At 44.2% G+C, this 21,719-nt stretch carries 22 protein-coding genes; 8 read left to right on the top strand and 14 right to left on the bottom strand.

All coding sequences use genetic code 11. The features are described 5' to 3' along the window. Window positions 1-21 precede the first annotated feature (21 nt). Window positions 22-789 (top strand): glycerophosphodiester phosphodiesterase, encoded by a 768-nt coding sequence (gene ugpQ / locus AC2UZJ_RS08685; RefSeq protein ID WP_486949750.1) that lies wholly within the window; start codon window positions 22-24, stop codon window positions 787-789. On the opposite strand, the gene AC2UZJ_RS08680 is transcribed toward ugpQ, so the two are convergent. Beyond that, window positions 758-1,498 carry a pseudouridine synthase gene (locus tag AC2UZJ_RS08680; RefSeq protein ID WP_486949789.1) on the bottom strand — a complete coding sequence of 247 codons (741 nt, stop codon included), beginning with the start codon at window positions 1,496-1,498 and terminating at the stop codon, window positions 758-760. The genes ugpQ and AC2UZJ_RS08680 overlap by 32 nt on opposite strands. Window positions 1,499-1,616: 118 nt before the next feature. On the opposite strand from AC2UZJ_RS08680, the gene AC2UZJ_RS08675 reads away from it, so the two are divergent. Then, complete coding sequence (locus AC2UZJ_RS08675) at window positions 1,617-2,828, top strand: MFS transporter (RefSeq protein WP_486949749.1); 1,212 nt, start codon at window positions 1,617-1,619, stop codon at window positions 2,826-2,828. On the opposite strand, the gene AC2UZJ_RS08670 is transcribed toward AC2UZJ_RS08675, so the two are convergent. Together AC2UZJ_RS08670 and AC2UZJ_RS08665 are read right to left on the bottom strand one after the other, a co-directional pair. After that, complete coding sequence (locus AC2UZJ_RS08670; protein ID WP_486949748.1) at window positions 2,825-3,163, bottom strand: P-II family nitrogen regulator; 339 nt, start codon at window positions 3,161-3,163, stop codon at window positions 2,825-2,827. The two genes, AC2UZJ_RS08675 and AC2UZJ_RS08670, sit on opposite strands and share 4 nt — an antisense overlap. Window positions 3,164-3,209: 46 nt before the next feature. Continuing rightward, the gene (locus AC2UZJ_RS08665; RefSeq protein ID WP_486949747.1) at window positions 3,210-4,484 is read right to left on the bottom strand and encodes a mechanosensitive ion channel domain-containing protein; all 1,275 of its coding nucleotides are present in this window, start codon (window positions 4,482-4,484) and stop codon (window positions 3,210-3,212) included. Between the two features lie 107 nt (window positions 4,485-4,591). Between AC2UZJ_RS08665 and argH the strand changes: the two genes are divergently transcribed. Next, window positions 4,592-5,989, top strand: a complete 1,398-nt coding sequence (argH, locus tag AC2UZJ_RS08660) for an argininosuccinate lyase (protein ID WP_486949746.1) — start codon at window positions 4,592-4,594, stop codon at window positions 5,987-5,989. On the opposite strand, the gene rlmD is transcribed toward argH, so the two are convergent. The 3 genes from rlmD to surE form a co-directional block, all read right to left on the bottom strand. Further along, entirely contained in the window at window positions 5,986-7,302 is a 1,317-nt protein-coding gene (gene rlmD / locus AC2UZJ_RS08655; RefSeq protein ID WP_486949745.1) for a 23S rRNA (uracil(1939)-C(5))-methyltransferase RlmD, read from the bottom strand. The genes argH and rlmD overlap by 4 nt on opposite strands. 21 nt (window positions 7,303-7,323) lie before the next feature. Then, window positions 7,324-8,118 (bottom strand): peptidoglycan DD-metalloendopeptidase family protein, encoded by a 795-nt coding sequence (locus AC2UZJ_RS08650; protein ID WP_486949744.1) that lies wholly within the window; start codon window positions 8,116-8,118, stop codon window positions 7,324-7,326. A gap of 167 nt (window positions 8,119-8,285) precedes the next feature. Further along, window positions 8,286-9,032: a 5'/3'-nucleotidase SurE gene (gene surE, locus AC2UZJ_RS08645; RefSeq protein ID WP_486949743.1), complete on the bottom strand. Its 747-nt coding sequence runs from the start codon at window positions 9,030-9,032 to the stop codon at window positions 8,286-8,288. A 127-nt stretch (window positions 9,033-9,159) separates the two neighbouring features. Between surE and plsY the strand changes: the two genes are divergently transcribed. Beyond that, on the top strand, window positions 9,160-9,786 hold the full coding sequence (plsY, locus tag AC2UZJ_RS08640) for a glycerol-3-phosphate 1-O-acyltransferase PlsY (protein ID WP_486949742.1): 627 nt from the start codon (window positions 9,160-9,162) through the stop codon (window positions 9,784-9,786). Between the two features lies 1 nt (window position 9,787). Here plsY and tsaD read toward each other — a convergent pair whose 3' ends face one another. Next, window positions 9,788-10,822, bottom strand: a complete 1,035-nt coding sequence (tsaD, locus tag AC2UZJ_RS08635; protein ID WP_486949741.1) for a tRNA (adenosine(37)-N6)-threonylcarbamoyltransferase complex transferase subunit TsaD — start codon at window positions 10,820-10,822, stop codon at window positions 9,788-9,790. Window positions 10,823-10,925: 103 nt separating this feature from the next. On the opposite strand from tsaD, the gene AC2UZJ_RS08630 reads away from it, so the two are divergent. Beyond that, window positions 10,926-12,218, top strand: coding sequence for an NCS2 family permease (locus tag AC2UZJ_RS08630; RefSeq protein ID WP_486949740.1), 1,293 nt, complete (start codon window positions 10,926-10,928; stop codon window positions 12,216-12,218). Window positions 12,219-12,349: 131 nt separating this feature from the next. Continuing rightward, entirely contained in the window at window positions 12,350-12,727 is a 378-nt protein-coding gene (gene trxA, locus AC2UZJ_RS08625; protein WP_486949739.1) for a thioredoxin, read from the top strand. Window positions 12,728-12,755: 28 nt separating this feature from the next. Here the strand turns inward: trxA and AC2UZJ_RS08620 are convergent, their stop codons facing one another. From AC2UZJ_RS08620 to AC2UZJ_RS08595, 6 genes are read right to left on the bottom strand one after another with little or no spacing between them, the layout of a single operon-like run. Then, window positions 12,756-13,364 (bottom strand): IMPACT family protein, encoded by a 609-nt coding sequence (locus AC2UZJ_RS08620; protein ID WP_486949738.1) that lies wholly within the window; start codon window positions 13,362-13,364, stop codon window positions 12,756-12,758. Window positions 13,365-13,391: 27 nt separating this feature from the next. After that, a complete protein-coding gene (locus tag AC2UZJ_RS08615; RefSeq protein WP_486949737.1) occupies window positions 13,392-14,999 on the bottom strand; it encodes an ABC-F family ATPase in 1,608 nt (535 codons plus the stop codon). 52 nt (window positions 15,000-15,051) lie between these two features. Beyond that, window positions 15,052-15,984, bottom strand: coding sequence for an LD-carboxypeptidase (locus AC2UZJ_RS08610; RefSeq protein WP_486949736.1), 933 nt, complete (start codon window positions 15,982-15,984; stop codon window positions 15,052-15,054). Continuing rightward, window positions 15,981-16,481, bottom strand: a complete 501-nt coding sequence (gene tadA / locus AC2UZJ_RS08605) for a tRNA adenosine(34) deaminase TadA (protein ID WP_486949735.1) — start codon at window positions 16,479-16,481, stop codon at window positions 15,981-15,983. Before tadA ends, AC2UZJ_RS08610 begins: the two co-directional genes overlap by 4 nt. Further along, the gene (locus AC2UZJ_RS08600; protein WP_486949734.1) at window positions 16,478-17,347 is read right to left on the bottom strand and encodes an NAD(P)H-hydrate dehydratase; all 870 of its coding nucleotides are present in this window, start codon (window positions 17,345-17,347) and stop codon (window positions 16,478-16,480) included. Before AC2UZJ_RS08600 ends, tadA begins: the two co-directional genes overlap by 4 nt. Before the next feature lie 19 nt (window positions 17,348-17,366). Continuing rightward, window positions 17,367-18,125 (bottom strand): SIR2 family NAD-dependent protein deacylase, encoded by a 759-nt coding sequence (locus AC2UZJ_RS08595; RefSeq protein ID WP_486949733.1) that lies wholly within the window; start codon window positions 18,123-18,125, stop codon window positions 17,367-17,369. Between the two features lie 48 nt (window positions 18,126-18,173). On the opposite strand from AC2UZJ_RS08595, the gene crcB reads away from it, so the two are divergent. Both crcB and AC2UZJ_RS08585 read left to right on the top strand, forming a co-directional pair. Then, window positions 18,174-18,563 carry a fluoride efflux transporter CrcB gene (gene crcB, locus AC2UZJ_RS08590; protein WP_486949732.1) on the top strand — a complete coding sequence of 130 codons (390 nt, stop codon included), beginning with the start codon at window positions 18,174-18,176 and terminating at the stop codon, window positions 18,561-18,563. A 31-nt stretch (window positions 18,564-18,594) separates the two neighbouring features. Continuing rightward, window positions 18,595-19,590, top strand: coding sequence for a bile acid:sodium symporter family protein (locus AC2UZJ_RS08585; protein ID WP_486949731.1), 996 nt, complete (start codon window positions 18,595-18,597; stop codon window positions 19,588-19,590). Window positions 19,591-19,669: 79 nt separating this feature from the next. On the opposite strand, the gene betT is transcribed toward AC2UZJ_RS08585, so the two are convergent. Beyond that, a complete protein-coding gene (gene betT / locus AC2UZJ_RS08580; protein WP_486949730.1) occupies window positions 19,670-21,637 on the bottom strand; it encodes a choline BCCT transporter BetT in 1,968 nt (655 codons plus the stop codon). Window positions 21,638-21,719 lie beyond the last annotated feature (82 nt).

Here is a 21,719-nt window from a genome sequence, read left to right as displayed (position 1 = left end):
CTTCAAAACATTATCTCTTTTATGACAATTTCCACCTATCATTGGCCATATCCAACGCTTATTGCCCATCGGGGAGCCGGTAAGTTTGCTCCCGAAAACACCTTAGCTGCCGTACGCCTAGGCGCACAACATGGCTTTAAAATGATGGAGTATGACGTCAAACTAAGCCAAGACGGCGAAGCTATCTTATTACACGATGATAGTATTGATCGCACTTCTAACGGCTCAGGCTTGGCCAGTAACTATAGTTTAACGGAACTGTTGCAATTTGACTTTGGTAGCTGGTTAAGTGAGGAATTCATTGCCGAGCCTATATTAACGCTACGCACCATAGCAACTTACAGTATAGCCAAAGGTATATATAGCAATATTGAAATTAAACCTGAGACCGGTTTTGAGGCCGAAACAGGCGCCAGAGTAGCTCGCATAGCTCGTGATTTATGGCAACATGCCAGCACACCACCTCTGCTCTCTTCTTTTTCAGAAGTCGCTTTAGAAGCCGCTAAGCTTGCTGCACCCGACCTACCGCGCGCCCTGCTCATTGAGAAACAATTACCCCTTGACTACCTAGAACGCCTACAAAGGTTGGACTGTATAGCCTTAAACTTAGACAACAAATTGACCACCAAAGACGTAGTAAAAAACACTTTAGCTGCGGGCTATGAGCTCTGTATCTGGACCGTCAACGACTCCTTACGCGCCCAAGAGTTAATCAGCTGGGGCTGTAGAGGCATCGTTACGGATGCCATTGATACCATCACCCCTTCAAAAACTGCTCATTGGGTCTGAGATAACGCCATTTTCCTTCTGGCAAATCACCCAACACCACATTCCCCATACGCATGCGCTTTAAACCAACTACTTTTAAACCTACTGCTTCACACATGCGACGAATTTGTCGCTTCTTACCCTCGTTGAGAATAAAGCGCAATTGATCTTGATTTAACCAACTCACCTTAGCAGGCCGCAAGGCCTCACCATCTAAACTTAAGCCATAGTTGAGCAACGCTAAACCACGCTCATCAAGATTACCCGTAACCCGCACTAAGTATTCTTTATCTATGGCTGAGTCTTCCCCTATGAGCTGACGCGCAATGCGACCATCTTGGGTTAAAACCAACAAACCTTGAGAGTCTATATCTAAACGACCGGCAGGAGCTAAACCACGTAAATGAGATGGATTAAAACGTGGGGTTTTTTTATCCCTACCTTTAAACTGCGTGTGGGCTTGAATTAAAGACACCGCATTTTTATACCCTTTCTCAGCTTGACCCGATACATACCCCACGGGTTTATTTAGAATAATAGTAGCGCGCTGCGTTTGCTTTTCTCTTGCCGTACGATGTAAGGTTATCTTGGCATCAGGCAGTGCTTTTTGCCCTAACACGGCTTTTTGACCATCTACCGATACCCAGCCTCGCTCAATGAAGGCATCTGCCTCACGCCTAGAGCACATACCTCTATCGGCCATAATTTTTGATATACGTATTTCCATAATCTACTTCATTTCACTTTTATATATAAACATATAATATAAACAATTAAATTTTAAGTTTTAAATTAATCAATTAAAGTAATAAATTGATCTTTAACAACCTGCACTTAAGCTAATTCTCATGAATCAACACTCTTTTTCTGGCCCCGGCAAACGCAACGCGGCTTTATTTTCAGGGCTGCAAGCCTTAGGTGGCGCAAACCCTGCGCTAGTTGTGGCCTTAGGTGGTATTGTAGGCCAGCAGTTGGTTACCAACCCAGAGTACGCCACCATACCGGTAAGCCTATTTAATCTAGGCATGGCAATAGGCATATTGCCTGCGGCTTTTTTTATGCGTAAAATTGGCCGACGAAATGCGTATTTCATTGGCTCTTTACTGGGTATATCAGGTGGTTTAACCGCTTACTTCGGAATAAACCTACAGTCCTTTGTAGTTTTTTGTTTAGGGACCATTCTAGCTGGTTTTTACTCCTCTTATGTGCAAAATTATCGCTTTGCTGCCGCCGATAGTGTGGCGGCAAAATGGCGACCTAAAGCCATCTCTTGGGTGATGCTTGGGGGATTAGTAGCAGCAGTACTTGCCACTCAACTCATTATGTTTACGCAAGATCTCATACCCGGCACACCCTTTGCAGCTACTTTCTTAGCCCAAGCCGCTTTAGCGGCCTTAGCCATCCCCCTAATTACCTTAGTGCGCGGCGATGCCATTCATCAAGCCCCACCCAAAGAAAAAGGGGCTGCGGCAGCCGGTAGACCGTTAATAGAAATTATTAAAAACCCACGTTTTATCGTGGCCTTATTAACGGGCATGGTCTCTTATAGTCTAATGAGCTTTATGATGACCGCAGCTCCACTCGCTATGATAGATATAGGCCACAGTGTACGCGACTCTACGCTAGGTATTCAATGGCATATTTTAGCGATGTTTAGCCCGAGCTTTTTTACTTCAATCCTCATTAAGCGCTTTGGTAAAATCACCATTACTCTTACGGGTATTGTGCTGATAGGCACAGCGGGTTTAGCCGCTTTAGCAGGCTTGAGCGTGATGCATTTCTGGTTAAGTTTGATTTTGCTCGGTGTAGGCTGGAACTTTAGTTTTATTGGCGCCACCACTTTGGTTACAGACTGCTACCAGCCTGAAGAAACTAGCCGCGTACAAGCGTTTAATGATTTCTTCGTTTTTGGCTCTGTGGCTGTTTCTTCTTTTTCATCAGGGCAAATGCTAGCGCTTTATGGTTGGCATGGTCTTAACTTACTCACCTTTCCTATTGTAGGCATAGTAATAATGGCCTTAATCTGGCTTTGGTTTCAAGAGAGAAAAGAGTCACACTAAAGAGCAGCTAAGCCGGTTTCACCCGTACGTATGCGTATTACTTGCTCTACGGGGGTGACAAATATTTTGCCATCCCCAATCTTTCCCGTTTGAGCCACACGCACTATAGCTTCTATCACTTCTTCACAACGGGCGGCGGGCACAATAATATCCACTCGTATTTTTGGCAAAAAATCCACCACATATTCAGCGCCTCTGTACAGCTCAGTATGCCCTTTTTGTCTACCAAAACCTTTTACTTCGGTAATAGTAAGGCCGTTAACATCAAGCTCACCTAAGGCTTCACGCACCTCATCAAGTTTGAAGGGTTTAATAATGGCGGTAATTTGTTTCATTTTTTAAGAGAAAAAAGACATAACAAGGTAATGATATATAGTAGCATTAAGTGCTGTGTCGTATTAGCTCAGTAACATCCGCGCCTGAGGGCGATTGATAAAGCCTTAAATTCATCTCTGGCAATATGGCTAATAAATGATCAAAAATATCGCCTTGTAAAGCCTCATAATTAACCCAGGCGGTATCACTACTGAAACAATACACTTCCATAGGAATCCCTTCAGCCGTGGGTTCCATAACGCGCACCATCATTATCATATCAGGGTGCACCCCTTTTTTATGTTTTATATAAGCATTCGCATACGCTCTAAACGTACCTATATTTGTTAGACGACGCTGATTAACGGGATGCATCTCTCCTTTTATGGCGTCTTGATTCACCTGAGCCAGGATTTGCCTTTTTTCATCTATGTATTCTCTGAGTAACTCAAAACGGCGCAAACTTTCTATTTCCTCCTCCGTTAAGAAGCGCACCGTACGTGCATCTATACGTAAGCTGCGCTTAATGCGTCGCCCCCCTGACTCAAACATTTGACGCCAATTTCTATAGCTTTCGGAAAACAATTTATACGTAGGAATGGTAGTGACGGTTTTATCCCAATTTTGTACTTTTACGGTATGCAACGCCATATCAATTACATAACCATCCGCACTGGCTTGTGGCATCTCAATCCAATCGCCAATACGCAACATATCATTGGTACTCATTTGGGCGCTCGCCACTAAGGATAATAAGGTATCTTTAAACACCAAAAGCAGTACCGCCGATAATGCCCCCAAACCGGAAATCATTAAGAAGGGCGATTTATTCAGCACCACTGAAATCAAAATAATTAAAGAGACGCACCAAAACACCATGCGCAACAACTGTAAATAGCCTTTAATAGAACGCACTTGATCTTTTTGACGGCTTTCGTAAATATCTTCGCTGGCTAATAAAATGGCACTAATAGCTCGGAACAAAAAGAATAGCGCCACCGCAAACACAATACGTGAAACAAAGTCTAAAGTGTGTTGCTCAATAGGAATTAAGCCTAGACCAGCCGCCGTAATAAACAAGGGAATAGCATCACTTAAATGCTTTCTTATATGCCTATATTGGGCGGCTTGTAACCATTCGTGCTTCCCAATAGTTTGTAAAAAACGTCCCACAAAAACACGCAATACCATTGAGGTAATGCGTCGTAACACCATGTACACGATAATCAGAAATAGAATGCCCGCTATAATTTGCATCCAGATTTCGGGCAAATACTGGTAAAGCCAGCCACGTATATACCAATCACCTTCTAAAATCTTCTCTTCTAATCTGCCTTCCATTTTATTAGCCTTAAAAATATCAACACCAAGCCAAAAACAAAAAGGTTAACATAGTGTATTAAATATATTTATTGAGTTTTCTAATCTTTATTAGGATATTGCTTTTTATGTCTACCGAACACAACCAATTCGACAATAAGTCCCAAGCTTGGTCTGCCCGTTTTTCAGAACCTGTTTCAGATTTAGTGAAACGCTACACCGCTTCTGTTAATTTTGATAAGCGCTTAGCTCATTACGACATCCAAGGCTCTTTAGCGCATGCACAAATGCTAGCTACCGTAGGGGTAATTAGCCAAGAAGACCTCGTTGAGATACAACGGGGCATGCAGCAAGTTATTAATGAAATTGATAACAACGAGTTTGAATGGTTACTAGACTTAGAAGATGTGCACTTAAACATTGAAAAACGCCTAGTAGAAATTATTGGTGATGCCGGTAAACGTTTACATACCGGACGCTCTCGCAACGACCAAGTTGCTACCGATATACGTTTATGGCTACGCGACGAAATAGATCAAAGCGTTGATCTATTAAAACAACTACAAAAAGCATTGGCTCAGCTGGCTCTTAAACACGCTGATACGATTTTACCTGGTTTTACTCATTTACAAGTAGCCCAGCCCGTGACCTTTGGCCATCATTTATTAGCGTATGCTGAAATGTTCGGCAGAGATATTGAGCGACTCCAAGACTGCCGTAAGCGCGTGAACCGTTCACCACTTGGCGCTGCCGCGTTGGCAGGAACTAGTTTTCCTATAGATCGTGAACAAACTGCAGCATTACTCGATTTTGACGGGGTATGTAGAAACTCCTTAGATGCTGTGTCAGACCGAGACTTCGCTATTGAGTTTTGCGCTGCAGCCGCGCTGATTATGACACATATTTCGCGTTTCTCTGAAGAATTGGTTTTATGGGTCAGCCCACGCATTGGTTTTATTGAACTGGCTGACCGTTTTTGTACGGGCAGCTCCATCATGCCCCAAAAGAAAAACCCCGATGTACCTGAATTAGCTCGAGGTAAAACCGGGCGGGTAAATGGCCATTTGATTGCTTTATTAACCCTCATGAAAGGCCAACCCTTAGCCTACAACAAAGACAACCAAGAAGACAAAGAAGGCTTGTTCGATGCGGCCGACACCATTCGCGACACCTTAACTATTTTTGTGGATATGGTGGGAGGCATACAAGTGCACGCAGAGGCTATGCGTACTGCCGCGTTGCAAGGCTATGCTACGGCTACAGATTTAGCCGATTACTTGGTAAAAAAAGGCTTACCCTTCCGTGATGCGCACGAAACCGTGGCCTTGGCCGTACGCGACTGTGAACAAAAAGGCTGTGACTTAGCGGATTTGTCGTTAGTAGAACTTCAAGCCTTCCACTCTTCTATAGAAGAAGACATTTTTGACGTTCTAACCTTGGAGGGCTCAGTAGCAGCACGTAACCATATTGGTGGCACTGCTCCTGAGCGTGTGCGTCTTGAAGCTCAACGCATTTTAACTAATTAATTAACGGTCTCAAATACCGCAATAGACTCCACATGTCCTGTATGTGGAAACATATTGATTACCCCTGCTGCTGCAAGCTCGTAACCACCCTCATTAACTAAAATACCGGCATCACGCGCTAAAGTAGCAGGATTACAAGAGACATAAACAATACGTTTGGGGCGCTCAGTAGGTAATAAAGCGGCATACGCATTGGCTACCGCTAAAGCACCATCACGCGGTGGATCTATAAGTACGCGATCAAAATACCCTAAACCTCGCAGCCAGTCTTCATCTACCTCAAACAAATTTAAGGTGCTAAAGGTAGCGCTCTCACTCATACCATGTAATGCCGCCGCTTCCGTTGCTCGTTGCGTTAAAGTAGCACTACCCTCTACACCTACTACCTCTTTAGCATATCGACCTATGGGTAAGCTAAAGTTTCCTAAACCACAAAACAAATCCGCCACCCTATCCTCAGACTCTATTTCTAAAAGACATAAAGCTCGGCGAATTAGCTCGCGGTTGATGTGTGGATTAACTTGGGTGAAATCAGACGGCTTAAAAGGCATGCGTAAATCATAATCGGGCAGCTCATAATAAAGCTTATCGGCATCTTCACGATTTAACGGATGTACCGTTTCTGGGCCTTTAGGTTGTAACCACCACATTACATCGTGTTTTAAACCAAAATCTTTTAAAGTTTGGATATCACTATCTGTTAAAGGCTCCATGTGGCGTAGTGTCAAAACTGTGCCACCATCTCCTACTGCCAATTCTAGTTGTGGCAAACGGTCTGGGCGCGACAAGGTGCTCAACATATCTCTTAAAGGACGTAATAGCGCTGATACATGGGGAGGAATCACTAAGCACTCCTCCATATCCATAACATAGCGGCCATTGCTTTCTCTAAAGCCCACTAACACTCCGCCCTTTTTATTCACTAAGCGGCAAGAAAAACGCGCTCTGTATCTATAACCAAAATACGGCCCATGCATAGGTGGCAAAATCTGTTTAGGCTTTACTTTACCTAAATGATGAAAAGCATCTTCTAACACTCGCTGTTTAATAGCTACCTGCGCAGCAGGCTGTAAGTGCTGCATAATGCAGCCCCCACACATATCAAAATTTGGGCAAGGGGGCGTAGTGCGCTGTGAAGAAGGATGAATCACTTCAAGCGTCTTGGCGCGATCATAGCTGGGTTTTTGCCTAGTAGTATGCGCACGCACACGCTCCCCAGGCAACGCGCCGTCTACAAACACCACCTTACCATCTCGGTGCGCAACGCCTCGCCCCTCTAAGTCCAAAGACTCAATATCTAATAAATAACTCATAGTAAATTAACTTCAACCAACTCAACGACTAGGCAAATAAGACATGGGATTTACGGGAGTGCCACGTCTGCGCACTTCAAAATGCAAACGAGGGGAAGTAGTATCACTTTCACCTAAGGTGGCTATTTTTTCACCTTTTTTCACTTCTTGCCCTGTTTTTACTAGTAAAGAGTCATTATGGGCATAGGCGGTGATAAAACCATCACTATGACCTAATAGAATAAGGTTACCTAAGCCACGTACCCCGTTACCGGCGTACATCACTTTGCCATTAGCGGCAGCCACAACAGGATCACCAATATTACCTTTAATATCTATCCCTTTAGTATTGGCAGTAAACCCTTGAATTATGGTGCCATTGGCAGGCCACCCCCAACTAATTAAATTGGCATCACTAGCGCGTGGACTACTAGTCGCTACGGGTGAAGCCTGCTCATCCTCTACTACCGGTTGCGTCTCTGTTTTTGGTTCAGAGGATTCAGTAGGAGTAGTAGGAGCTGGCGCCGCTTTTTTGGGTGTGCTAGCAGCTACAACAGAGCCGGCTGTAGCTCCTTGAACAGCAAGCGTTTGCCCTACACGTAGCTGCGAAGGATCAGTGATGTCATTGGCCTGTGCAATGGCTTGCACTGTGGTGCCATGTTGCTGAGCTATTTTATACAGGGTGTCACCCGGCTGTACGGTGTAATTACCCGCAGGAGTATCTACTGCAGTACTTGGAGTGGTGCTATGAATATCCGTAATGGGAGCAGGCGTGTTCGTACTACACCCTGCTAGTACCGCCGAGACCAACAAAAAGCCCGTCAATAATTTAGTCATAGAACGTTGAACTGTATAAATTGAAGCAGCGGGGGACGGAGTCTTGCCGGCTAGCTGCATAGTACTCTCCTGAATAAATTTAAAATATATATGAATATAATAAGTATGATACGACTAAGGCATTAGTATACGCGTATTACAGGTGCTATACACTGATGCCTTCTTGTTCATTTTGATGAAACCCACTCTTTTGTAGCAGTTAAATGGTCATAATTTGTTAAGTCAAAACGTAATGGAGTAATAGAAACTAATAAATTTTGGGTAGCACCAAAGTCAGTATCAGTAGCAAAGTCTGATGCTTGCCCTGCGCGACCTATCCAATACACGGGATCACCATAGGGGGTATTACTTTTAATAACGGGTTCAGAATGATATCGCTTACCTAATCGCGTTACTTTTTTACCTTTCAATACCTCATACGGTACAGCAGGTATATTGATATTGAGTAAAGTGTCAGCAGCTAAGGGCTGTGAAATAGCTTGCTGCACTATCTCTCTAGCTACTTGCGCGGCAGTATCCAAATTTAACCAGTTACGTTCAACTAAAGAAAATGCCAACGCAGGAATACCAAATAAATGCCCTTCCATAGCCGCTGCGACTGTGCCCGAATACAGCGTATCATCACCCATATTAGCGCCATTGTTAATACCTGAAACAATTAGATCAGGCTTAAAATCTAACATACCGGTTAAGGCTATATGTATGCAGTCTGAAGGCGTACCATTTACATAATAAAATCCATTATGCGCCTTAGAGACCGATAAGGGCCTGTTTAATGTCAATGAATTTGATGAACCACTACAATTACTTTCAGGCGCAATCACAGTGAGCTCACCCAAATCATAAAGAGCCTCGTAAAGTGCCTGTAAGCCTTTAGCGTTGTAGCCATCATCATTGGCAAGAAGAATTTTCATAAGCCTCTCTAAATATGTGTAGAAACGTGATTGAATTATACTCAATTTATTTTGTAGGATTTGTTTTCATCGAGTAGAATCCACAGATTGTGGTGCACATTGCGCTTTTTTATTTGGGGTTATCTATATGCTTTGGGTTATTGCTGTAGCTGTTATTGCTTTTGCTTATGTGTTGGGCTCACTCCCCTTTGCCGTTATTGTAAGCCATATTATGCGTTTAGATGATCCACGAACTTTTGGCTCTCATAACCCGGGGGCTACCAATGTACTACGTTCTGGTAATAAAAAAGCGGCTGCCTTTACTCTTTTGGGTGATTTACTAAAAGGCTGTGCTGCAGTGTGGATAGCGCAAGCAGTCAGCTTTTATTTTGAGCTACCCACATTGGTAATTGCCTTTAGTGCAATTGCCGTATTTTTAGGCCATGTGTTTCCTTTTACCCTAGGTTTTAAAGGGGGTAAAGGCGTAGCCACTGCAATTGGAATTTTAATTGCCATACAACCTTTATTAGCACTTTTATGCGTATTAACCTGGCTACTAGTGGCCTACACCACTCGTTACTCATCACTTGCTGCCATTATTGCGGCTGTGCTGGCGCCCGCTTATTATTTACTCATAGCAGGCAGCTTATGGCCTTTAGATAAAGCCCTGGCCGCCTGCATTATCACATTGAGCTTATTGCTACTATGGCGTCATCAGGCCAATATAAGCCGTTTACTTGTAGGTAAAGAAAGCCGTATTGGTAAAAAGAAATAATCTAAACTGCTACTTCTTCTAACGCCCAGCGCGGCTGCACAGTGAAACTGGCGGCTCGTTCGGCCTTCTGTACGCCATGTTTAATACGCATAGCAGCCGCAAAGGCGATCATAGCACCGTTATCGGTGCATAGCGCTACAGGAGGAAAGTAAACGGTGGCCCCCATTTTTTGCGTTTCTGCCAATAAATGATCGCGTAATAAGCGATTTGCTCCCACTCCGCCTGCTACCACCAAACGTTTGAGGCCACTTTTCTTTAAAGCGCGTAACGATTTAATCGCCAATACATCTACAATAGCGAGCTGTGTGGCCGCAGCTAAATCAGCTCGATCTTGTTCAGTGACGACGTGTTGCTCTTTTTCCATTTTTCGTAAAGCCGTGAGCACCGCTGTTTTAAGGCCACTAAAACTAAAGTCAAAATCGCCACTATGGAGCATAGGGCGCGGTAGGCTAATACGGCAGCTATCCCCTTTTTCGGCAAGTTGTGCTAGGGCAGGTCCACCTGGATAAGACAATCCTAAAAGTTTTGCACTTTTATCAAAAGCCTCGCCAGCAGCATCATCGAGGGTTTCACCCAACAACTCATACTGCCCTACTGCATTCACTTGCATAATTTGCGTATGCCCCCCGGACACCAATAAGGCGACAAAAGGAAAATCAGGAGCCGGATCTGCCATCAGGGGCGATAATAAATGCCCCTCTAAATGGTGTATAGGCATGATGGGTAAACCGCGCGCCCAAGCTAAGGAGCTAGCAAAGCTTGCCCCCACTAATAGAGCGCCATTTAAACCAGGGCCAGCAGTATAGGCAACCGCATCAATCTCATCCAAAGTGAGCCTAGCTTCTGCTAGCACCTGTTCTGTTAAAGGCATAATACGACGGATATGATCACGCGATGCCAGCTCTGGCACCACCCCACCATACGCACGATGCATCGCAATTTGGCTATGTAATGCGTGCGCTAACAAGCCTTTTTCTGTACAAACCACTGCCACTCCGGTTTCATCACAAGAGCTTTCGTATCCAAGTATTTTCATAAAACCTATCTAGTTTAATAGCATTATGCAGCAATGCGTTATAGCGCGAATGCGTAAACAAGCTTAAAATCGCTAAATATCTCTATTCTAAACAGGAAACCTTATGTTTGAGCGTTTATTTAAGCTTAGTGAGCACGGTACCAATATAAAGACCGAAGTGGTGGCTGGCATCACCACTTTTCTCACTATGTCTTATATTATCATTGTGAATCCGAATATTCTTTCCACCACAGGAATGGATCATGGCGCCATTTTTGTGGCTACCTGTTTAGCTGCTGTGGTAGGCACCTTAGTAATGGCTTTAGTGGCTAATTGGCCTATAGGCATGGCGCCAGGCATGGGCTTAAATGCCTTCTTTGCTTTTACGGTGGTAGCTGTTTTGGGCTACACTTGGCAACAAGCCTTAGGTGCTATTTTCATCTCTGGGGTTATTTTCCTGTTTTTAACTGCTACCGGAATTAGATCCTGGATTATTGCTGGTATTCCTAAATCTCTACGGGCTGCTATTGCGGCAGGTATTGGTTTATTTCTCGCCATTATCGCTTTAATGAATGCGGGTATTGTGGTGGAGCATCCCGCTACAAAAATTGGTATTGGTGATTTAACACAGCCAGCAGCCTTATTTGCTATTTTAGGTTTTTTTCTCATCACTACCTTAGATGCGCTTAAAGTGCGGGGTGCGATCTTAATTGGTATTTTAGCAGTAACCGCTATAGCTACTGCTATGGGTTACAACGACTATCTAGGCATTTTCTCCTTACCTCCTAGTATTGCTCCTACCTTTATGCAGTTAGATATTATAGGTGCACTACACATGGGTTTGGCCCATGTGATTTTAGTTTTAGTGTTAGTGGAAGTGTTTGACGCTACAGGCACTATGCTTGGTGTAGCCAAACGCGCTGGGCTAATTAGCGATAATAACCCCGGCCGCTTAGGGCGTGCTTTATTTGCAGACAGTACTGCTATTATTGCCGGCTCTGTGATTGGTACTAGCAGTACCACCGCTTATGTGGAAAGCGCTTCGGGCGTACAAGCGGGTGGTCGCACTGGCCTTACAGCACTCATCGTGGCGGCTTGTTTTTTATTAGCACTGTTTTTTGCTCCTTTGGCGAAAATGGTCCCTGCATACGCCACTGCACCAGCCCTCTTGTATGTAGCAGGTTTAATGCTACGTGAGATGACTGATATTAATTGGGATGAAGCTACCGAAGCCGCTCCGGCGGCTCTCACCGCCTTAGCCATGCCGTTTACCTATTCTATAGCCAATGGTTTGGCTTTTGGTTTTATTAGTTATGTAATAATTAAAATTAGCACGGGGAGAGTACGTGAGGTACACCCAGCTACCGCTATTGTGGCGGTTTTATTTATAATTAAATACACTTTTTTCCCTGATTAATTTCGTAGTAGGGGTTCTTTTATTTAAAAAACACGTTACACTAGTTAGTAGATATGAACGTAATTAACACGTAACTAATACCAAATAAGCGACTATAAATGTAGTCGCTTATTCAATTAAAGGAAGCCATTATGAGCACCATTGATCTTACTCAAGACACTTTCCAAGCTGCCGTTGAAAGCGACAAGCCTTTAATTATTGATTTTTGGGCACCTTGGTGTGGCCCTTGCCAGCAATTTGCTCCCACTTTTGAAGCGGCTGCTGCCAAACACGAAGACATGAGCTTTGCCAAGGTAAATACCGAAGACGAGCAGGATTTAGCTGCTGCTATGCGTATACGCTCTATTCCCACCATTATGGTGTTCCGTGAGCAAGTCTTATTATTTCAACATTCAGGTGCACTTTCTGAATCTCAGCTCGAGGAGCTGATTACACAGGTTAAAGCCGTGGACATGGCTGAAGTACATGCTGAAATTGCAGCGCAGCAGAAAAATAGCGAAGACGCTTAATTAATTGTCTAGCAGTGTCACTTTGCTATTAAAGGGCTTGACTATCTGTTTGGCCCTGCTTAGACCAAAAGCCTTGGCCACGGGTTAAGTTGTTAAAAGTTTCTTCAAACGCTTCAACTTGATCTAGTGGTAAGGCTAGTTGCCATTCTACCCCGGTAGCACCAAACTCCTCAGAGATTACATGCGCTTTATATTGCTCAAAACGTGAGCGCACAATATCGCTATCACTATACCCACATGAACACTGAATGGTTTCTAAGGCCACAATAGGGCTTTTAGGCGCCAATCTTAGGCATGATGCGGCCACACCTCCATACGCCCGCATTAAGCCTCCAGTACCTAGCTTTACTCCCCCAAACCACCGTATTATCAACACTACCACTCTGTCGCAATCTTGGCCTTCTATGGCTTGCAACATAGGACGCCCTGCTGTGCCACCGGGCTCGCCGTCATCATTAAAACGGTATTCATCACCTATTTTATAAGCCCAACAATTATGCGTAGCATCGGGCACGCTATGCTGCTCTAAAAAGGTCATGGCTTCTTCAGCACTATTAACCGGAGCAGCCAAGGCTAAGAAGCGGCTTTTTTTAATATCTTCTTCGTATTGATAGAGTTCGTCTAACTGATACTGCATAGCGTCCTTAAAAAAACAGATAATGAATTAATGCGGATTATTATTGTCTCTGTACTCTAAGTAATCATCATAGGAGCCTACATAATCCACAAGTCTACCATCGGGAAACACCTCAATAATACGTGAGGCCACACCAGAAACAAACTCCCGATCATGCGACACAAAGAGTAAGGTCCCCTCGTACTTTTCTAGGGCGATTTGTAAGGATTCAATGGATTCCATATCTAAGTGGTTCGTGGGTTCATCAAGCATCAACACATTATTACGCGACAACATTAAGCGCCCAAAACTCAAGCGGTTTTTCTCGCCCCCTGAGAGCACATGCACTTGTTTTTTAATGTCATCATTGGAAAACAATAAACGTCCTAGCACTGAACGTAAGGCCTGATCATCATCGCCAGGCTTGCGGTACTCTAAAAGCCAATCAAAAAGAGTGCTATCATCATCAAAATAGTCGGAAACATCTTGAGCCATATAACCAATATCCGCGTTTTCAGCCCATGTCACCTCACCAGAGTCTGGCGTTAAATCACCATATAATAAACGTAACAGCGTGGTTTTACCCACACCATTTGCTCCTACAATAGCAATGCGTTCACCAGCCTCTACGGCTAAGTTTAAATTATTGATAATAGGTTTATCAAAAGACTTAGTAAGCGCCTCTGCACTAACAGCTAAACGATGTAATGGCTTTGATTGTTCAAAACGTATGTAAGGATTTTGGCGTGAAGAGGGTTTCACCTCTACCGCCTCTGCTTTAATGCGGTCAATTTGTTTAATGCGTGAGGTGGCCTGACGTGCTTTGGATTTATTCGCTGAAAAACGGCGCACAAAATCTTGCAATTCACCAATACGTTCTTTAGCTCGGCTATTCGCTTGGCTTAAGCGTTCTCGCGCTTGGGCAGCAGCCAGCATGTATTCATCATAACTACCTGGGTACACTCGTAACTCACCATAATCCAAATCCGCCATGTGGGTACACACTTGGTTTAAAAAATGCCTATCATGGCTAATAATAATCATGGTGCTGTCATAGCTATTTAATATATCTTCTAACCAACGGATAGTGTTGATGTCTAAGTTGTTTGTGGGTTCATCTAAAAGCAACACATCAGGATTAGAAAACAAGGCTTGGGCCAAAAGTACACGCAGTTTCCAGCCGGGTGCCATTTCACTCATTAACAGCGTGTGCTGCTCAGTAGGGATTTCTAGACCAAGTAATAACTCACCAGCACGTGCCTGCGCTGTATAGCCATCATACTCTGCAAAAACATTTTCCAGCTCAGCAGCGCGCATGTAATCTTCTTCTGTGGCTTCCATGTTGTTATAAATAGCATCGCGCTCTGTCATGGCCTCCCACATTTCAGTATGTCCCATGAGTACTACGTCTAAAACGGTATTTTCCTCAAAAGCAAACTGATCTTGACGCAATTTACCTAGGCGCACATTGGGCGCCAATGCCACGTTACCAGACGAAGGTTCTAAATCACCCCCTATGATTTTCATTAAAGTGGATTTACCTGAGCCATTTGCACCAATTAAACCGTAACGATTACCATCACCGAAACGGGCACTCACATTTTCAAATAAAGGTTTAGGACCAAATTGAATGGTCAAATTAGAAGTCGATATCAAAGCAATATATCTTTATAAAAGAATTGTATAAATAATAAAATAATGAATAAATTTAAGCGTGATGTTCATCTAACACCAAATGCGCCATCTCATCTTCACAGGCTATGCCAATTTTCTTACCTATAGGTAAGGTGGCTTTTAAGGGTACATGACCATAGGGTAAATTCAACACCACCGGTACTTTTACCGTCTGCCGCAGCCACTGCACAACGGTTTCAAAATCAAAACCATTATCACGCGGACTAAGGGTATATTCGGTGAAGTTACCCAAGACAATGGCTTGTTGCTTGGCTAACACCCCTGCTTGCCATAACTGCGCCAAATAACGTTCTATACGATATGGGTGCTCACCAATGTCTTCTAAAAACAAAATACCCTGATCAACCTGTGGGAAATAAGGCGTGCCTAATAATGAACTCACCATGGCCAAATTACCACCCCAAAGTATTCCTCGTGCATCTACGGCATCAGAGCCTTCAGATTCAAAGCTTAGTATCTCAAGCTGATCTGTCATGGCTTCATGAAATAAATCCACGGTAAGATCGTCAGGTTCAGGCACACCAAAATCAAAAGCAGCGCAAGGGCCGGCATAGCTAACGGCTCCTGTTTGCGCTAATAATGCCAAATTAAAGGCAGTGAAATCACTATGTCCTACAAAGCGTTTACCACTATCGGCCACCCCCCGCCAATTAATAGCAGGTAACAACCGACTCATACCATACCCACCACGGCTAGATAACACCACATTATGGGGCTGAGTTAAAGCACGATGAATACCCTCCAAACGCTGCTGGTCAGTGCCGGCAAAACGCTGATAAACGGCCAAAGCGTCAGGATCCAGGACCACTTCCCAGTCTAGGGTTTCTAAATTTTTTTGTGCGAGTTGTAGCTGAGCCGCCTCCTCTACTGCACTGGAGGAGGAAATAATATAAATACCTTGGGGCTCGTGCAAAGCACAAGCCGAATCATGATGGTGAGAAGTCATAACAAAGATCTTTTTTGCTTATTTTGTTTAGCTAGCTGTCGGCGTTCTTTAAAGAAGTCACGCAATAATTGAGCGGCTGGCGCTTGAAGTAAACCGGATTGAACGTGTGTGTGGTGATTTAGCTGTGTATTTTCATGCAAACTTAATAAGCTGCCACAAACGCCTGTTTTAGGATCTGAGGCTGCATAAACAACGCGCGCAATACGCGCATGCAACATGGCCCCTAAACACATCATACAAGGCTCTAAAGTTACAAAAAGCTGAGCTTGTGGCAGACGGTAATTTCTTAACTGCGTGGTGGCTTGCCGAAGAGCAATCATTTCTGCATGCAAGCTTGGGTCATGGCCAGAAATAACTTGATTAAAACCTTGGCCTATGAGCTTACCTTGTGCATCTAACAGCACGGCACCTACCGGCACCTCTCCTTGATCCCAAGCGCACTGGGCTAATTGTAGCGCCATTTGCATAGCGTGGGTATCAGCATCAGTAAAATTCATTGTTTTTTAAATAAACGCTGCCAAGCCAATGGCACACTTTGAATAATATCCTCAGCGATTAAACCGGGACCAAACGCCAAAGCCGCTTGATTATGCAGCCACACGGCTGCACAAGCAGCGGAAAAAACCGACATAGACTGAGCACTTAAACCCGTAATAAGACCGGCTAAGACATCACCACTGCCTGCGGTAGCCAAATAAGGAGTGGAGGCCATTTGTATTACTGCATGCCCATTGGGCTGAACAATCACTGTATCACTGCCTTTAAGTACTATTACTGCACCACTACGTTGAGCGGCTTGCTGAGCTCGTACTACTTTGCTTAGGGAACTCTGTGTCAAAGCCAGATCTGGAAAGAGACGCGCAAACTCCCCCTCATGTGGCGTTAAGACTACAGCTGCTGCGCTATGTTGTATAGCCTCAAAAAATGGCTGTTGTGCATTCTGATGCATAGATAGAGCATCGGCATCCAATACTACCGTCTGACCTGCACACTGCTGCGCTAGCAGCCCACTAACCAATGCTGCTAACTCAGGCATAGCGCCCCCACCGGGTCCAATAAGTACGGCTTTGTGCTGTGGTTGCAATAAAGCTAAGGCCTCCTCTTCTGAGCTCCAAGGGCTCACCATTATAGATAGCAAATGACTGGCATAAATGGACCACACGGCTTCTGAGCAAGCCACCGTAGTGGCTCCTGCTCCAGCTCGTGCACAAGCTAGAGCACTTAAACGAGCTGCCCCTGTCATCAAGGTGCCGCCATACACAAGAGCATGACCACGCGAGTACTTATGCGTTGCTGCACCTATAGGGGGCAAATCATTTTGCCAAAGTGAAGGGTGGTTTTCCCAAACGGTATTTTTAAACATAAAACGAAAATATAGATACTTATTTTTCTAAGCCAAGCGCCCCTACTAGCTCCGGTAATGCCGCTGCAGCCGTAGCACGTATGTTGTAATCACTGACATCATCTATAGGAGTGCTATTTGGGTTTATTTGTATCACCTGCGCTCCTTTGTCTTTGGCCCAGCGCGGCAACAAAGCGGCTGGCTGCACCACGCCTGAAGTGCCTACGGCAATTAATAAATCACAGTTTTCCGCTGCGTAAATAGCAGAACGTAAATCAGGCTCATACAACGGCTCTCCAAACCACACTACGCCTGGCCGCACAGGGTTTTTACATAGCTCGCATAAAGGAGGATCTATACGGCGCCCTGATTCCGGCTCATGTGCATAAGTACTACTGAACGTATAAGGACTCTTGCACTTAGTACAACGCGGTGCAAAAATACTGCCATGAATGTGAATCACGCTGTAACTGCCAGCACGTTCGTGTAAATCATCTACGTTTTGCGTCACTATAGTGAGCGGATAATGCTTTTGCCATTGCGCAATAGCTTTATGGCCTGCATTAGGCGCTACGCCTAAAATACGGCTGCGACGCCATTCATACCAACCCCACACTAAAGACGGATCCGTCTCAAAAGCTTCAGGGGTAGCTAATGCGTTAGGATCGTATTGCGTCCATAACCCGGTTAAGTCGTCTCTAAAGGTAGGCACACCACTTTCTGCAGACATGCCTGCGCCACTAAAAACTACAATACGGCGTGATTTTTTAACAACATTAACTACGGCTTCACTAATCATGCTTTCCTCACTATCAATTTACCTATTCCATATGTTGGTAATCAAACAATGCTGAGCTTTAACTCTGTTATTTGGGTGGCCTTAGGGGGTGCCTTAGGCGCTGTGCTACGGTGGGTGATTGGTTTAAGTCTTAATCATTTATCTCCTCATATTATTATGGGCACCTTAGCAGCGAATTTGTTAGGTGCCTTTCTCATGGGGGTATGTATTGGGGTAATAGAAAAAGCCCTTTCATTACCTGCCCAATGGCAATTATTTATTATGACTGGGTTTTTAGGCGCTCTTACTACCTTTTCTACCTTTACCGCTGAAAGCTTTACTTTGCTACACCAAAGCGATTATTTCTATTTTATTTTGCATTTACTACTACATTTAGTAGGTACGTTGTTGTGTTTTAGCCTAGGTTGGCTAATTTTAAAGTTTTTACTACCCTCCTAAGCTTTACTCCTTTTCTCTTTAAGTGATTTTTATGTTCAGCAAGCTGCGCCTTATTTTTGATAATTTCACCCTTATATTAATCGCTGTAGTGCTGGTAGCTACCCTTTTACCAGCACAAGGGGAAACAGCTGTGCTCTTTGAGTGGATCACTACTTTTGCGATTGCACTACTGTTTTTTATGCACGGGGCTAAGCTATCTCGCCAAGCCATTATTCAAGGCATTATGCATTGGCGTTTGCATCTTTTAGTTTTTCTCTTTACCTTTGCCGCTTTTCCCTTAATTGGCTTAGCCATGAAGCCTGCTTTAGTGCCATTGTTAGGGGTGCCTTTAACAGTGGGCATGTTATATCTATGCGCCCTACCTGGCACAGTGCAATCAGCCATTGCCTTTACCTCCATAGCTAAAGGCAATGTATCGGCTGCAGTATGTAGTGCCTCGGCGTCTAGCTTATTGGGTATTGTCATTACTCCTGTGGTGCTGAGCTTAATGATAGACATAGAAGGCTCTAAGCTTTCAGCTGGTATGGGAGCTGCAATTATAAATATTAGTGTGAAATTACTTCTACCATTTATAGTAGGCCATTTATCCCGCCCCTTAACCGCCAATTTTATTATTAAAAACTCCAAATGGCTTAAGTATGTAGATCAAAGTTCAATATTACTCGTAGTATATACGGCCTTTAGTGCCTCTGTGGTGGGAGGTCTATGGCAAAAAGTACCACCTTCTGCTTTAACTTACTTATTTATTGTGTGCTTACTACTTTTAGCTATTGTGTTGTGGCTCACTAAATTTCTAGCACAGCGCTTGGGTTTTAATCTCGAGGATGAAATCACCATTATTTTTTGCGCATCCAAAAAAAGCTTGGCCACTGGTGTACCCATGGCTCAAGTGATTTTTGGCAGTGCCATGCTGGGCCCCGCTTTATTACCTATTATGATCTTTCATCAGCTGCAACTCATGGCCTGCTCTGTCATAGCAAATCACTACGCAAAAAAAACCACAGCCGCGCAAACGACTGTGACTTGATTATTACCGCTACGGAGGCCTCGGCAACCAAACAGGCACCCGTAGCTAGCAGCCTATGGGCTGCTAGACGAGGCAGTTCCTAATCTCGCACTAGATGTAAATAATGCAAATGACGTTCGTATTGATCAAGAATGTCGTCAATTACCTCTTGCCTGCTCCAACCCATGATGTCGTAGTTTTGCCCACCTTCGCTTAAATGCACCTCAGCGCGGAAGTATTTACGCTCAACGCCATCGTCTTCGTCGCTTTCAACGAAGCTAGGTAACGCATAGGCTTGCGGACGCACCTTGAACACAAAGTCTAGTTCATCGTCATGCCCCACATATAAGGCCACACGATCATCCTCTTTAAGAATCCGAGTACTTGCCCCTTGCTTATCTAAAGCGCCTGATACATCTTCAAACGCCGGATACACCACCTCTGACATAAAGCGCTGAATATGGCGACGACGAGGATAGGTTAATAAATTACGCACTCTGCGTTCCCAATCGTGCGTAGTAGGCCCACTATGACGCGGCGCTAAATGCAGTTGCGTATGAGTATCGCGCTTCATTACATCTGCTCGTAAGGCTTTCACCAGGCCCCAGAGTACAAACATCAATACTATAGAGAATGGTAAAGCCGAAGCTAAGGTAGCCGTACTTAAAGCCTGCAATCCATCTGCTAACAATAATGCAATGGCCATCCCCCCCATAGCTGCTGCCCAGAATAAACGCTGCCACACGGGAGTATGCTCTTTACCGCCCGAGGCTAATAAATCAACAACCAACGCCCCTGAGTCAGCCGAGGTCACAAAGAACACCAACACCATAAAGGCCGCTAACATGCTGAGAAAGAAAGAAAACGGAAAGTTCTCTAAGAACACGTATAAGGCGATGGAATTATCTCTAAGGGTAGCATCGGCAATTTCTTGTATGCCTTGGTTCATTACTAAATCAATAGCACTATCACCAAATACCGTCATCCAAAGGAAAGTAAAAGCCGTAGGTAATAAAATTACACCCGCAATAAACTCACGAATGGTACGGCCCCGAGATACGCGGGCAATAAACATACCTACAAAAGGTGACCAAGATAACCACCAGCCCCAATAAAGTAAGGTCCAACCACCTAACCAATCGGTTTTTTCATAAGCATAAAGATTAAAAGTTTTACCTACAATTTCTGATAAATACCCACCGGTATTTTCTACATACGCTTTAATTAAGAAAACGGTAGGGCCTAAAACCAACACAAAAATCATCAAGCTCACAGCAAGAATGATATTAAGTTCAGACAGACGACGCACGCCCACATCCAAACCTAAAGTAACTGATATAGCCGCTAAGCCAATAGCACCCACAATTAATAAAACCTGCACTGTGGTATTAACGGGCACATCAAATAAGTGATTTAAACCACTGTTGATTTGTAATACACCAAAACCTAAAGAAGTGGCCACCCCTAAAACCGTACTTACGACCGCAAATATATCTACGGCATTTCCAATAGGGCCATATATTTTATCGCCAATAAGTGGGTACAACGCGGAGCGTAGAGTAAGTGGTAAGCCAAATCGATAAGAGAAGAAAGCTAAGGCAAGCGCCACAATGCCATAAATCGCCCATGGGTGGAAGCCCCAATGGAAAAAAGTGATGCGAATGGCCTCACGAGCGGCTTCGGGTGAGCCAGCTACACCTACCGGAGGGGCTAGAGTATGCATCAAAGGTTCAGCCACCCCAAAGAACATCAAACCAATACCCATACCTGCCGAAAACAACATGGCAAACCAGCTTATAGTGCTGTAATCAGGCGTACTGTGATCAGGACCCAGTTTGATGTCACCAAAACGGCTAAACATGCAAAACACCGTTAATAATAAAATAACGGCAACCGCTAAGATGTAAAACCAACCCACATCTTCAACGATCCAGCCTTGCACTTGCTCAAAGACCTGTAAGGAGCCTTCGTGAAACACAGTAACCAGAAAGGCTAAGAGCACGAGAATGCCTGCCGAACTGAAGAATACTGGTTTACTAATTGTACTTTCAGAGGTTTTTTCGCTCATGACAACCATTTATAGTTAATGAATAAGGGGTACTAGTTTAACAAGTTGAAACCTTTTTACCACCTTTGCAAATAAAAACTCT

It is taken from the genome of Paenalcaligenes sp. DL 309, assembly GCF_057475285.1.
Note: the sequence above shows the minus strand (reverse complement) of the source record. Positions and strands in the feature narration are given on the sequence as shown.